Origin of the sequence: Undibacterium sp. Ji42W (genome assembly GCF_049340405.1) — a bacterium.
GTDB lineage: Bacteria > Pseudomonadota > Gammaproteobacteria > Burkholderiales > Burkholderiaceae_D > Undibacterium.
In genome coordinates, this window is record NZ_JBMPOV010000004.1 from 462,039 (window position 1) to 474,966 (window position 12,928).

The 12,928-nt window shown below is 49.5% G+C and carries 12 protein-coding genes; 1 reads left to right on the forward strand and 11 read right to left on the reverse strand.

Translation table 11 applies throughout. The features are described from left to right. Positions 1-35: 35 nt before the first annotated feature. From hisS to surE, 11 genes are all read right to left on the reverse strand, one after another. On the reverse strand, positions 36-1,394 hold the full coding sequence (hisS, locus tag ACO0LG_RS11605; RefSeq protein ID WP_423026402.1) for a histidine--tRNA ligase: 1,359 nt from the start codon (positions 1,392-1,394) through the stop codon (positions 36-38). A gap of 14 nt (positions 1,395-1,408) precedes the next feature. Next, positions 1,409-2,686: a flavodoxin-dependent (E)-4-hydroxy-3-methylbut-2-enyl-diphosphate synthase gene (gene ispG, locus ACO0LG_RS11610; protein ID WP_423026404.1), complete on the reverse strand. Its 1,278-nt coding sequence runs from the start codon at positions 2,684-2,686 to the stop codon at positions 1,409-1,411. A 2-nt stretch (positions 2,687-2,688) separates the two neighbouring features. After that, entirely contained in the window at positions 2,689-3,762 is a 1,074-nt protein-coding gene (locus ACO0LG_RS11615; RefSeq protein ID WP_423026406.1) for a helix-turn-helix domain-containing protein, read from the reverse strand. Then, positions 3,755-4,546: a type IV pilus biogenesis/stability protein PilW gene (gene pilW / locus ACO0LG_RS11620; RefSeq protein ID WP_423026582.1), complete on the reverse strand. Its 792-nt coding sequence runs from the start codon at positions 4,544-4,546 to the stop codon at positions 3,755-3,757. Before pilW ends, ACO0LG_RS11615 begins: the two co-directional genes overlap by 8 nt. Before the next feature lie 11 nt (positions 4,547-4,557). After that, positions 4,558-5,718 carry a 23S rRNA (adenine(2503)-C(2))-methyltransferase RlmN gene (rlmN, locus tag ACO0LG_RS11625; protein ID WP_423026584.1) on the reverse strand — a complete coding sequence of 387 codons (1,161 nt, stop codon included), beginning with the start codon at positions 5,716-5,718 and terminating at the stop codon, positions 4,558-4,560. An 86-nt stretch (positions 5,719-5,804) separates the two neighbouring features. Next, a complete protein-coding gene (ndk, locus tag ACO0LG_RS11630) occupies positions 5,805-6,230 on the reverse strand; it encodes a nucleoside-diphosphate kinase (protein WP_110253161.1) in 426 nt (141 codons plus the stop codon). A gap of 222 nt (positions 6,231-6,452) precedes the next feature. Further along, entirely contained in the window at positions 6,453-7,787 is a 1,335-nt protein-coding gene (rlmD, locus tag ACO0LG_RS11635) for a 23S rRNA (uracil(1939)-C(5))-methyltransferase RlmD (protein WP_423026408.1), read from the reverse strand. A gap of 119 nt (positions 7,788-7,906) precedes the next feature. Continuing rightward, positions 7,907-8,908: an RNA polymerase sigma factor RpoS gene (gene rpoS / locus ACO0LG_RS11640; protein WP_423026586.1), complete on the reverse strand. Its 1,002-nt coding sequence runs from the start codon at positions 8,906-8,908 to the stop codon at positions 7,907-7,909. A gap of 248 nt (positions 8,909-9,156) precedes the next feature. Next, entirely contained in the window at positions 9,157-10,110 is a 954-nt protein-coding gene (locus ACO0LG_RS11645; protein WP_423026410.1) for a peptidoglycan DD-metalloendopeptidase family protein, read from the reverse strand. A 42-nt stretch (positions 10,111-10,152) separates the two neighbouring features. Next, positions 10,153-11,022 carry a protein-L-isoaspartate(D-aspartate) O-methyltransferase gene (locus ACO0LG_RS11650; protein WP_423026412.1) on the reverse strand — a complete coding sequence of 290 codons (870 nt, stop codon included), beginning with the start codon at positions 11,020-11,022 and terminating at the stop codon, positions 10,153-10,155. After that, a complete protein-coding gene (surE, locus tag ACO0LG_RS11655; RefSeq protein WP_423026414.1) occupies positions 11,019-11,756 on the reverse strand; it encodes a 5'/3'-nucleotidase SurE in 738 nt (245 codons plus the stop codon). The genes ACO0LG_RS11650 and surE overlap by 4 nt, the downstream gene beginning before the upstream one ends. A 105-nt stretch (positions 11,757-11,861) precedes the next feature. On the opposite strand from surE, the gene ACO0LG_RS11660 reads away from it, so the two are divergent. Beyond that, complete coding sequence (locus ACO0LG_RS11660) at positions 11,862-12,842, forward strand: NADPH:quinone oxidoreductase family protein (RefSeq protein ID WP_423026416.1); 981 nt, start codon at positions 11,862-11,864, stop codon at positions 12,840-12,842. The last annotated feature ends 86 nt before the right edge of the window (positions 12,843-12,928 follow it).

Sequence of the window (12,928 nt, forward strand, 5' to 3'; positions counted from 1 at the left end):
TATTTTATTAATGTTATTAATATTTTTAATATGGATTAATGGTGTACATGGTGATGATTTGGGTCATCACAGCAATCTGCATCTGCACTACCGGCGATTTGGTCAACCAGATAATCCACCGCAGTATCGAAAGGCACGTTAACCTGATTATTTTCAGCGTCAGCCGCGCGCAATTCCTTGATACTCACTGTATTATTATTTGCTTCATCCTCACCAATAATGACAGCATAAGCAGCACCACTGCCGTCAGCCTTCTTCATCTGAGACTTGAAACTGCCCACACCGTTGGCAGTTGCGCAATGTAACACAACATCCAGGCCGGCATCACGCAAACGCTCACTTAATACCATCGCCTGTATTTGCGCTTCTGCCCCTTGATGCACCAGATAAGCATCGCACATTGCAGGTTGATGTACATCACCATTGGCTTTCATCAATTCTAGCAGGCGCTCTATGCCCATGGCAAAACCACAGGCTGGCGTTGGCTTGCCACCAAAAATACCGAACAGAGCATCATAACGGCCACCAGCACAAACTGTCCCTTGGGAACCCAGGTCATCAGTAACCCATTCAAAGACAGTGCGGTTATAGTAATCAAGACCACGCACCAGACGGGGATTGATGGTGAATATAATGCTGTTGTGACACAAAATCTTTTGCACGCCTTCAAAGTGAGCCAATGACTCTGCACCTAGATAATCGAGCAATTTAGGCGCGGCATTGACCATCTCTTGCATCGCAGGGTTTTTGGTGTCCAGGATACGCAAGGGATTCGTCAGCAAACGCCTTTTTGCTTCCGCATCAAGAATGTCCTGATGCTGTTCAAAATAAGCGATCAGTGCGATCTTGTGCTGATTTCTTTCCTCGGCATCACCAATAGAATTCAATTGCAGGCGCACATTTTGCAGGCCCAGGTCATCCCAGAAACGCTGGCACATCATGATCAGCTCGGCATCAATATCCGGGCCGGTAAAGCCCAGCGCCTCAGCACCTACCTGATGGAATTGACGGTAACGGCCACGCTGCGGCTTTTCATGACGGAACATGGGACCGGTGTACCACAAGCGCCTTGGACCATCGTAAACGAGATTGTGTTCAATCGCAGAACGTACAACACCGGCAGTACCTTCAGGACGCAAAGTCAGCTTGTCGCCATTCATTGAGTCTTCGAAGGAATACATTTCCTTTTCAACGACATCGGTCACTTCACCCAAACCACGCGCAAACAGATTGGTAGGTTCGACGATAGGCGTACGGACTTGCTGGAAGCCATAACTCTTCAACACCGATTGCACAGTATTTTCAAACAACTCCCACAACGGGGCGTCATCCGGCAAAAGGTCATTCATCCCTTTCACACCAGCGATTTTTTCTGCTTTTTTAATTTCCGACATGCTTGCTACCTGATCTAATTATTTGTTACGCCATGCACCGGGGCATAGTGACTCTTGACATAGTCCAGCACAATTTCCTGGAATTCCTCTGCGATACGGTCGCCGCGCAAGGTAAGCGCCTTGGCACCATCGATAAATACCGGTGCTGCCGGTGACTCACCTGTACCGGGCAAACTGATACCGATGTTGGCATGCTTGGATTCACCTGGGCCATTAACGATACAACCCATGACGGCGACATTCATATTCTCTACACCTGGGTACTGGCTCTTCCAGACTGGCATTTGATTGCGCAGGAAACTCTGAATATCATCAGCCAACTCCTGGAACACAGTTGAAGTAGTTCTGCCACAACCAGGGCAGGCAATGACCATAGGCGTGAATTTTCGCAAGCCCATGGTTTGCAAAATCTCTTGACCAACGATGACCTCTTTGCAGCGATCACCGCCGGGTTCTGGCGTCAGGGATATGCGTATGGTGTCGCCTATGCCTTCCTGCATCAATACAGACAATGCTGCCGTCGAAGCCACGATGCCTTTACTACCCATGCCAGCCTCGGTCAGACCAAGATGCAAGGGATAATCACAACGTGCAGCCAGTTCGCGGTAAACAGCGATCAAGTCCTGCACACCTGAGACCTTGCAAGACAAGATAATCTTGTCACCCGCCAAACCCAATTCTTCAGCTTTTTGCGCACTTTCAATCGCAGACGTGATCAGTGCCTGATACATGACTGCCTGCACACTCCATGGCACAGAGCGTTTAGCATTGTCGTCCATGATGCGCGCCAGCAAGGCCTGATCGAGGCTGCCCCAGTTAACACCAATCCGTACTGGCTTATCGTAGCGACAGGCCATCTCTATCATCTGGGCAAACTGAGTATCGCGCTTGGTGCCCTTCCCTACATTGCCGGGATTAATCCGGTACTTGGATAAAGCCTTGGCACAATCAGGAAAGTCATTCAGCAACGTGTGGCCATTGTAGTGAAAATCACCTACCAGCGGCACATCGATATCCATTCTGTCGAGCTGCTCACGTATCGCCGGCACTGCCGCTGCGGCTTCCGCATTATTGACTGTGATGCGCACCAACTCAGAACCAGCCCTGGCCAATTCCTTGATTTGAATCGCAGTGCCGATCACGTCTGCTGTATCGGTATTCGTCATGGATTGCACTACGACAGGAGCACCGCCACCAACTAGAACTTCACGCGCACCATAAACAACCTTGGCAGAACGGGAAGCGCGTCTAAGCTTGGGACCAGAACCAATTTCCGATAAAAAATCCGTCATCTTTACTTCACATTCATATTAATGACATTACTATCTTTGCCCGGTGCAATCCCCATGGACTTGCCACGCAACCAGCCATCCACACCAGCAGCATTACCTATCCTTAACTGCAAGGCTTCTTTCATGTCAAATACTTCTTCAGTACCAGCTTTAGCGAGATGAGAAGTTACAACAGTGCCGTTTTCACGTTTTACCTGTATCCACGAATCCTGCCGGAATTTCAATTTCAGCTGACTATTAGCGGCATCTGCTACTGGCTGAGTTGACACTACCGCAGAGATAGAAGCTGGGGCTGGGGCTGAGGTCGCAGCCAAAACCGGAGCAGATATGGTCGCAGGTGCAGGGCTTTGCAGCACAACTGCCGAGGCTGACGCGCCCGGCACATCCTGACTCAACTTAGGTGGGCCAATAACATCCTGGGCTTCCGGCTTTGCCTCATTGGCAGTACCAAGCACGGTAGGAATCGTCGATGCAAGGGACTTTTCAGCTTCCGGCTTTACGGTAGAAGGCTGAGTATTTTCCAGTGGTTTTTCAAGCTCGATATCAGGATTTTTTTTGGCGGGCTGGGTAGATATCAAATTCTTGAAATAATCATTCTGCTCTAGCTTTTGCACAGCAACAAAAACCAGGGCGCACACTGCCAGCACAACAGCACCAATCACATACTTGCGATTATTATTGGCATCTTGCCGCCCCAGGAAAGGCGTGCGCGACTCCATGAATGGCGTTGCCAGGGTAGGACGCAAATCCGCATCCAAACCACCCAAACCTTTTTCTGCCGGCAGCGAATCGATAATTAGTGCAGGGTCTAGCTTGAGAAGCTTCGCATAAGAGCGCACAAAACCACGCACTATCACCATCTTCGGCAAATCATCAAACTGATTATTTTCCAGCGCAAGTATTTGTCGCTGAGACAACTTGAGTTGATCTGCAACCTGTTGCAAACTCAAACCCAATTGAACACGCGCAGCAGACAGTTGCGCACCAGCAGTCTGCACCACAGACAAGATGGCTTTGTTCTCAGTGACTTCCGAGGCCAAAGGTTCTACAGGTAAATTCGCGCCCGCATCACTCATCAAACACTCCACGTTGGTACAGAGAAAATTCTTTTGAATTTGGATGGCGGCGACGCAATTGCGTGCCCAGACTATTCAATGCAGCCTCATCACCCAGTTTTTTTTCAATTTTCATAGCCAGCCACAATACATCAGCTGCCAACACGTCAAACTTAAGGACGCGCCCGATATAAAACCGCGCTTGCTTGTATTCCCCGCGTTTATACAATACATCGGCCAGATTGGCATTAATTGCCGGATTGCCCGGGTCTTCGCGCAAGCCTTGCATAAAATAGCGCTCGGCACCAATTGGATCCTTCATACGCAAACTACACAGACCAGCATTATTCAATGCCTTACCTGGCGCAGTATAAGCAGGGTTCTTAATTGCACTATCCAGATATACCAGGCCTTGCTTTTCGCGCCCGTTCAGGCACAAGAACCAGCCGTAATTATTACCAATATCACTATTACCCGGCGCCAGCTTAAGCGCATGCTGAAAATTATCTTCAGACAATTGCTTTTCGCCCATATCCATGAAAATCAGTGCACGGAGACTGAAAGCATCCACCAGATCAGGTGCAATCACCAGGACTTGACGTATCTCCTCCAGAGCGACTTTCAGTTGCCCTTGCTGATAATAGCCCACAGCCAACTGCATGCGTATGGATGCACGTTTTTGCGCATCCTGCTTTTCGGCAGACATGTTTTCGTCTGGCCTGTCACCCTCAAGGCGCTTGGACGCACACGCAGACAAGGAGAGCGCCGCAACCAACAGCACTCCGGTAAAAAAACACTGACGCATTTGAAAAATTTTCACTGAGTGATCTCCACGATCTTGCCAAAATTTTCGCCAAACTTCTTTTGATATTCCGCCATTTTTTGCATGCGCTCCTGCACGCGTGTTCTGTCCTGCACTTCCCCAGCCAACTGGCCGCAAGCCGCATCGATATCATCGCCACGGGTTTTACGTGTGGTTGTCACCAGACCTGCGTCCAGCAAAATCTGGGCAAATGCCTTGATACGTGGATTGGCCGAGCGCTTCAAACCAGATTCTGGGAAAGGATTAAAAGGAATCAGATTAAACTTGCACGGTACGTCACGCACCAGTTCTATCAATTCCCGCGCATGCGCATCAGTGTCATTGACGCCATCCAGCATGCAATATTCAAACGTGACAAAGTCGCGCGGCGCAAATTCAAGGTAACGATTGCAGGCCGCCATCAACTCTTTCAATGGATGCTTTTTGTTCAGCGGTATCAGGCTATCACGCAAAGTATCATTCGATGCATGTAAAGACACCGCCAGCGCCACTGGACATTCTTGTGACAGCTTGTCTATCATGGGGACTACGCCACTGGTTGAAAGCGTCACACGGCGGCGTGACAAGCCATAGGCATTATCATCCAGCATGAGACGCAAAGCGGTCACAGTTGGCTCAAAATTCAGCAAAGGCTCACCCATACCCATCATGACCACGTTGGTGATCTGACGCTCGCCTTTAGGGCCAGGGGCAATACCTTTGGTCTTGCGCAATTCAAATTCTGCCATCCAAAGCTGGCCTATGATTTCGGCTACGCTCAGGTTGCGGTTAAAACCTTGTTTGCCGGTAGAACAAAAACGGCAATTCACGGCACAGCCTGCCTGGGTAGAAATACACAGGGTGCCCCGATTTTCTTCAGGGATAAATACAGTCTCTACAGCATTACCCTGACCGACATCAACCAGCCATTTTCTGGTGCCATCTGTGGAAGTATGGTCACTGATCACAGCGGGAGCGGCAATCATCGCTCGCGTAGCGAGCTTCTCGCGCAGGGATTTCGCGAGGTCTGTCATTTCATCAAACGAACTGGCACCAAACTGGTGTATCCAGCGTTGCAATTGCTTGGCACGAAACGGCTTCTCACCCAAGTCACCGCAATATGCGACGAGCTGCGCTGGATCCAGATCCAATAAATTTGTGAGTACCGTCATGATCTTCTCTTTCACCCCTCATACAGCACCAGACCGTATGAGGTGTATATCTTAATTCTTTATTCCGTTACATGCAGACAAAGCCTGAATTAACGAGAATAAACGTTCAACGCCGGGAAGTAGTAAGCGATTTCCACAGCAGCTGTTTCTGGAGCATCAGAACCGTGAACAGCATTAGCATCGATAGAGTCAGCGAAATCAGCGCGGATTGTGCCAGCGTCTGCTTTCTTAGGATCTGTCGCGCCCATCAGGTCACGGTTTTTCAAAATTGCGCCTTCGCCTTCCAGAACCTGGATCATCACTGGACCGGAGATCATGAAATCAACCAGGTCTTTGAAGAAAGGACGTGCACTGTGAACAGCATAGAAGCCTTCAGCTTCAGCACGGGACAACTGCGCCATACGGGCAGCAACTACTTTCAGGCCAGCGCCTTCAAAGCGGCTGTAAATTTGACCGATGACGTTTTTTGCAACTGCATCAGGCTTGATAATAGACAATGTACGTTCGATAGCCATCTAAAAACTCCAATAAAAAGAAAGGGTTAAGAAAAATTTCAAGAATTCATCTAACCTTAGATTTTAACATGAAACCACCATCCCAGATATATCTTTCAAGAAATACAATTGGTCGCAGGCTGGATCAATTAAACTTTTATTATCTGAAATAAGAATTTCACTACATCAAGGCAAATCCACAGTCAATTGTTAGCAACGTTTGTGAATTTGCCACTACAAAATCTAGATCAGATCAAAAACTGCCATGGATTCCACATGGGAAGTATGTGGGAACATATTGATGACACCAGCACTGCTGAGGCGGTAACCAGCCTGGTTAACCAGCATGCCAGCATCCCTGGCCAAAGTGGAGGGGCTGCAAGAGACATACACGAGGCGTTTAGGCTTTAATTCAGGCGCTATTTCACCCAGATCAATCAGCGCCTGACAAACAGCCATGGCACCATCACGCGGTGGATCGATCAAAAAACGGTCAAATTTGCCCAGCTTGACGAAATCTTGCGCAGTTACTTCGAACAAATTGCGCGTACTAAATGATGTTTTGTCAGCCAGACCATTGTGTTTGGCATTTTCCAAAGCACGCTCAGTCAGGGTATCACTACCCTCTATACCAACCACCTCTTTCGCCATAGTGGCGATAGGCAAGGTAAAATTACCAAGGCCACAGAACAGGTCGGCAATACGCTCATCTTTTTGCACATCCAGCATGCGCAGAGCGCGCGCCACAAGCACACGGTTGATATGATGATTAACCTGGGTAAAGTCGGTCGGCTTGAAAGGCATTTTCACGCCAAACTCTGGCAGCAAATAATGCAAATCACTGGTCGCAGGATAATAAGGCTCAGCAGTATCAGGGCCCTTGGTTTGCAACCACCATTGCACCTGATACTGGTCGGCAAATGCTTTCAGCTTGACTTCATCATCCTTGGTCAAAGGCGCCATGATGCGCAACACCATGGCCGTGACGCCCTCGCCTATCGCCAACTCGATTTGCGGCAAAGCCTCAACAATGGAGAGCGATGCTACCAGGCCACGCAAAGGCATGAGCATGGCAGAGACATGTGCAGGCAATATCTCGCAAGTCTCCATATTGGCAACATAACGCGATTTTTTTTCATGAAAGCCAACTAATACCGTGCCTTTTTTAATCACATGGCGCACTGACAGACGGGCACGGTAACGATAACCCCAGGTAGGACCGATGATGGGGCGCAGCATGATATCGGATTTAACCTTGCTGATATGCCACAGATTATCCTCCAGCACGCGCTGCTTCATTGCCACCTGAGCACTGGCATCCAAGTGCTGCATGGAACAACCGCCGCAAGTACCAAAAAATTCACATTTAGGCTCCACCCTTTGCGAAGATTCGCGCACCAGACTCATCATGGTCGCCGCTTCCCAACTGGCTTTTTTCTTGTAAGTGCTAAATTCGACCAACTCACCCGGCAGTGCCCCATCGACAAAAACCACCTTGCCAGCGCTACCATCTTCGTTTTGCAAATTACCGACGCCGCGCGCGTCCATATCTAAAGAGCGAATTTCTATTGTATTCATGGAAATTGATGGCGCAAAACACATCACGCCGATGGGAAGTGAGATTTAAAAGACGGAATTATAAGAGATGCGCGGACGCACACCTCAAGAAAATATGTAAATTGCTCAGCGAATGCGAATTAAAGCACCGAATCGCGCCCTACACCACGCGAGGCAAACGAGCGCTTGAGCTTGATGAGCGCCTCTTGCTGAATCTGCCGAACTCGCTCACGGGTAATGCCCATTTCATCGGCAAGGGTTTCCAACGTTGCAGGATCATCATTGTCCAGGCCAAAGCGCCTCACAATGACGATGCGCTGCTTGTCCGGCAATTTTGACAGCCAATCCCTGACCAGAATAGTCATTTCATGCTGCTCAGCACGAATGTCCGGTGCATCATCGCTATCACCAGGCAACATGTCCATGAGACTGGACTGAGGATCATTGTCCAGCGGCGTATCCAGCGAAGTTGCATGCTCGGATAAGGTTAGAATATCCTGCACTTCATCGACCGGCCTATCGACCAGCAAGGCAATATCTTCCAGCGCCGCATCCCTGCCATCACGTCTTTGTGATTCAAGGTGATACTTGGCACGCAAAATCTGGTTCAATTCGCGCACCATGTGCACTGGCAGGCGTATTGTCCTAGCCTGATTCATGATAGCGCGCTCTATGCTCTGCCGTATCCACCAGGTGGCATAAGTCGAGAAGCGAAAACCGCGTTCGGGCTCAAACTTGTCTATCGCATGCATGAGGCCCAGATTGCCCTCTTCTATCATATCGAGCAAGGCAACGCCGCGGTTGATATAGTGTTTGGCAATCGACACAACCAGACGCAGGTTATGTTCTATCATTTTTTGCCTGGCTTCAAAATTGCCTTGCTTGGCCAGGGTTGCGTAATGCAGTTCTTCGGCAGAGGCAAATAAGGGACGCGTACCTATCTGGTTTAGATAATATTGGGTAGTATCTGTAGAAAGTTCGGCAGCAAGTACCGTTTTTAATTCATCAATTGGTGCAACGACCAGGGCAGCAGGATCTTCACTCTGCTCTTCCTGCCCCTCCTGCGTCAGATCAGCCGCATCATCAATGTCGGCACTATCGGCAGCAGAATGCGCATCTCCATCAGCAGCGTCAGCGGACATGTCTGACTCATCGCCAGCGGCAGAATTTTCCAACTTGTAGGTGCTTAAATTGTTATGCATGATCTCTGCTGGTTTGCCATTCCGGTAAGTGAGTGTTGCTTGAACAAATTATTTCTAAAAATGCCAATATTAATTTACCAATACAGCTTTCCTGAAAATACCCTACATAAACAGGTGTCAATTTACACAAAACATCTACACTTGCTGCATCTTAGTAACAAACCAACACAACGACTTGGCAGGCTGAATTAGCGAGCTGGCAGATATCTGCCTGGATCAACCGGTTTACCCTGCACGCGGATTTCAAAATGCAGCTTCACCGTGTCACTGTCAGAATTTCCCATCTCTGCAATTTTTTGTCCCCTGCTTATATTCTGGCCCTCTTTAACGAGGATGGACTTGTTATGTGCATAGGCTGACAGCAAAGTACTGGTGTGTTTAATAATCACCAGATTACCATAACCACGGATACCACTACCTGCGTACAAAACTTTACCTGCGCCTGCCGACAACACATCCTGACCCAACTTGCCGGCAATATCGAAACCCTTGTTCTTAACATCGTCAAATGTCGCCAGCACTTTACCGTCGGCCGGCCACATCCATTCAACATTTTCAGTTTCAGCAGCTACTGATTCGGTGACCTTGGCTGGCGCAGGGGCTTCAGACTTAATGACTGGCACTGTTGGCGCCACAGATGCCACTACTGTGACATCCGTTTTTTGCAACTCGGCGAGATTGGTTTCTGAATATGGCCGTTTATCGCCGCGCGGGCTCATTTTGTTGGTCGCGGTATTTACTGGCAGAGGTTTGACTTCAATTCCAGCATTCGGAGCCACACTGCTGGTTTGCGCCCCCTGGACAGCATCTGGCGGAGCAACCCGCAGAACCTGACCTACTTTGATGTCATTCGGGTTTTTCAAGTCATTCCAGGCAACGAGGTCACTATAGCTTTGCCCATGATCCAGAGCGATTCTATACAGGCCATCACCACGCTTGACCACATAGGTGCCGCGTGTATTATCAGGCACTTTAACTATCGGCTTGACAGCCTCAACTACGGGAGGAGGATCAACCTGCTTTGTATCAAAGCCACGCTCCACGACGGGCGCTTTATTCTGAACATTGGTGGTACACGCAGTCATCAGAGCCAGGACTGTGATGGACAAACCAGTTTGTATTATTTGCTGTATTTTCTTCATTTCTGTTTTAATCTATCAAATTCATTGTTGCCACGGGCAAAGCTAAATTATGCCGGGATGCAGAGGCACAAAATGGCAGGATTCGAGCACAGAACTATTCCACTCATAAGTGGATACACGTTCTATCAATTGCAATACCTGATTGCGCCCACCTACAGGGGCAACCAACCTGCCACCCACCCGCAGCTGTTTTAGCAGGGCCTGCGGCACCTCCAATCCCGCTGCTGCCAATATGATACCGTCAAAAGGTGCTTCACTCGGCAAACCCTGCATGCCATCACCATATAAAAGCCGGATATTCGCAATACGCATGGGTCGCAGATTGCTTTTGGCCAGTTCATGCAAGGCCTTGATGCGCTCAATGGAATATACGTCCTTGACCATCACGGACAGGACGGCTGCCTGGTAGCCGCAGCCGGTACCAATCTCAAGCACGCGCTCCAGCTTGCCACCATTACGCATAATCTCCAGCATCCGGGCCACAATATACGGTTGCGAAATAGTCTGGTGATGGCCAATGGGCAAAGAAGCATCAACATAGGCCTGGCTGGCCATGCCAGACTCCAAAAACAAATGTCTGGGCACGGCCTGTAACGCAGCTAGCACGGTCGTATCCTTGACGCCTTGTTGTGCAACCCTTGAGACCATGGCGCGTCTTACGCCCTCGGACACCAAGGGACCAGACAACAAAGAGGGTGACAAACCAGCCGAGGCACCTACAGCCCCTTGCGGCAGATGCAAGTGCTGCGAATTTGCAGTTTTCGCTGCAGCCACACCGCTTAAATGATGTGCTGCGTTGCGCATGGCGGTTTGCGGCATGGCTGTATGCCGCACAGCTCCACCACCTGCCTTGTCTTTTTGGTTAACCACAGAAGACAAGCTTAGAGGGAAGCGCTTATCCTTGGTCGTCATGCAAAATCCATATCCAGATCAGCCAGTTGGCGGGTATTGGTCAAATCTATCTGTAGAGGTGTCACGGACACGAAATGTCTGGAAATTGTATCAAAGTCTGTGCCAGCACTAGCGTCTAGCGCCGCGCCTGGTGGACCTATCCAATAAATATCCCTGCCATGCGGGTCCGTCATGTGGATGACTGGCTCAGATGTATGGCGTTTACCGAGCCTTGCCTTGCGTACGCCCCTGATTTCATCGTACGGCAGATTCGGTATATTCACATTCATCAAATAGGGGTTAGCCAGTCCAGGAAAACCACGCTTCACCATCTCCAGCGCAATACGGGCAGCGGCATCCAGATGTGTCCAGGCTTTTTCAGTTTGTGAAAAGGCGATTGCCGGAATGCCAAACAAAAATCCTTCAGTCGCGGCTGCGACAGTACCAGAATACAAAGTATCGTCCCCCATATTCTGCCCTTGATTGATACCAGAAACGATCAGGTCAGGTTTTTCTTTCATGATGGCGGTCAGGGCGACGTGTACGCAGTCAGAAGGAGTACCATTCACAAAGTAAAAACCATTGCTGGCACGTTGCACACTCAAGGGCCGGTCCAGGGTCAAAGCATTCGATGCCCCGGAACGGTTGCTGTCGGGAGCCACCACTGTTACCTCGGCAATAGATGCCATGGCCTCAGCGAGCGCCACGATGCCAGGAGCAAGATAACCATCATCATTACTGATCAGTATTTTCATGTTTTGTATTCTACCTGATGCTGAAATATAAATTTCTACAGAGAACAGATTTTTACGGCATAATCACAAAATCAAACGGTCGTACTATTTTATGGAGGCACTAAAATGAAAGCTGTTGTTTGCAAGCAGTGGGGATTGCCAGACACTTTGGCGATAGAAGACTTACCGGATCTGGTGCCGACAACCGGCCAGGTTGCCATCAATGTCAAGGCAGCAGGCGTCAACTTCCCCGACGTATTGATCATACAAAACAAGTACCAGTTCAAACCTGAACTGCCATTTACGCCAGGCAGCGAATTGTCAGGCATCGTGTATGCTGTTGGTGAAGGTGTCAGCCATGTCAAGGTTGGCGACAAGGTCATTGCCTTTATTGGCAATGGTGCATTTGCACAACAGGTAGTTGCCCCTGCCAATGCCGTCATGCCCATGCCACCTGGTATGGACTTTGACGTTGCAGCAGCGATCACCCTGACCTATGGTACATCCCATCACGCAGTGGTTGATCGTGCCCAGTTAAAGGCTGGCGAAACCATGTTGGTACTGGGCGCTGCCGGTGGCGTAGGCCTTGCCGCCATAGAGATTGGCAAGGCTCTGGGTGCGCGTGTCATTGCCGCTGCCTCTACCGATGAAAAGCTGGACATCTGCAAACAACATGGGGCTGATGCCACCATCAACTATAGCAATCAGGATCTGCGCGAAGCGATCAAAGCAGCTACTGATGGCAAGGGGCCGGATGTTATCTATGATCCGGTCGGTGGCATTTATGCAGAACCAGCTTTCCGCTCGATAGGCTGGCGTGGTCGTTATCTGGTGGTCGGTTTTGCCAATGGTGAAATACCGAAACTTCCATTGAATCTGACCCTGCTCAAAGGCGCTTCTCTGGTTGGTGTTTTCTGGGGTGAGTTTGCCAAACGCGAACCCAAAGCGAACCTGGCTGCCATGCGTGAGCTCATGGGCTGGCTGCATGAAGGAAAAATCAAACCACATATTTCTGGCCGCTATGCGCTCAAAGACACACCAACAGCGCTGAATGATCTGGCAGCGCGCAAGGTCACTGGCAAGATAGTCATACAACCAGAAAAATGATGCGGCAAGGGATGTAAAAAAATATTGAAAGACCTCATCTCGCAACATCAGATGGGGTCTTAAGGTGAGGTCTTTAATTCAGCAGT

Excerpts from the sequence above, each read along its gene's own strand:
- hisS (WP_423026402.1), bottom strand. The coding sequence starts at position 1,394 with ATGTCGGAAATTAAAAAAGCAGAAAAAATCGCTGGTGTGAAAGGGATG.
- ispG (WP_423026404.1), bottom strand. The coding sequence starts at position 2,686 with ATGACGGATTTTTTATCGGAAATTGGTTCTGGTCCCAAGCTTAGACGC.
- ACO0LG_RS11615 (WP_423026406.1), bottom strand. The coding sequence starts at position 3,762 with ATGAGTGATGCGGGCGCGAATTTACCTGTAGAACCTTTGGCCTCGGAA.
- pilW (WP_423026582.1), bottom strand. The coding sequence starts at position 4,546 with ATGCGTCAGTGTTTTTTTACCGGAGTGCTGTTGGTTGCGGCGCTCTCC.
- ndk (WP_110253161.1), bottom strand. The coding sequence starts at position 6,230 with ATGGCTATCGAACGTACATTGTCTATTATCAAGCCTGATGCAGTTGCA.
- rlmD (WP_423026408.1), bottom strand. The coding sequence starts at position 7,787 with ATGAATACAATAGAAATTCGCTCTTTAGATATGGACGCGCGCGGCGTC.
- rpoS (WP_423026586.1), bottom strand. The coding sequence starts at position 8,908 with ATGTCCGCTGACGCTGCTGATGGAGATGCGCATTCTGCTGCCGATAGT.
- ACO0LG_RS11645 (WP_423026410.1), bottom strand. The coding sequence starts at position 10,110 with ATGAAGAAAATACAGCAAATAATACAAACTGGTTTGTCCATCACAGTC.
- ACO0LG_RS11650 (WP_423026412.1), bottom strand. The coding sequence starts at position 11,022 with ATGACGACCAAGGATAAGCGCTTCCCTCTAAGCTTGTCTTCTGTGGTT.
- surE (WP_423026414.1), bottom strand. The coding sequence starts at position 11,756 with ATGAAAATACTGATCAGTAATGATGATGGTTATCTTGCTCCTGGCATC.
- ACO0LG_RS11660 (WP_423026416.1), top strand. The coding sequence starts at position 11,862 with ATGAAAGCTGTTGTTTGCAAGCAGTGGGGATTGCCAGACACTTTGGCG.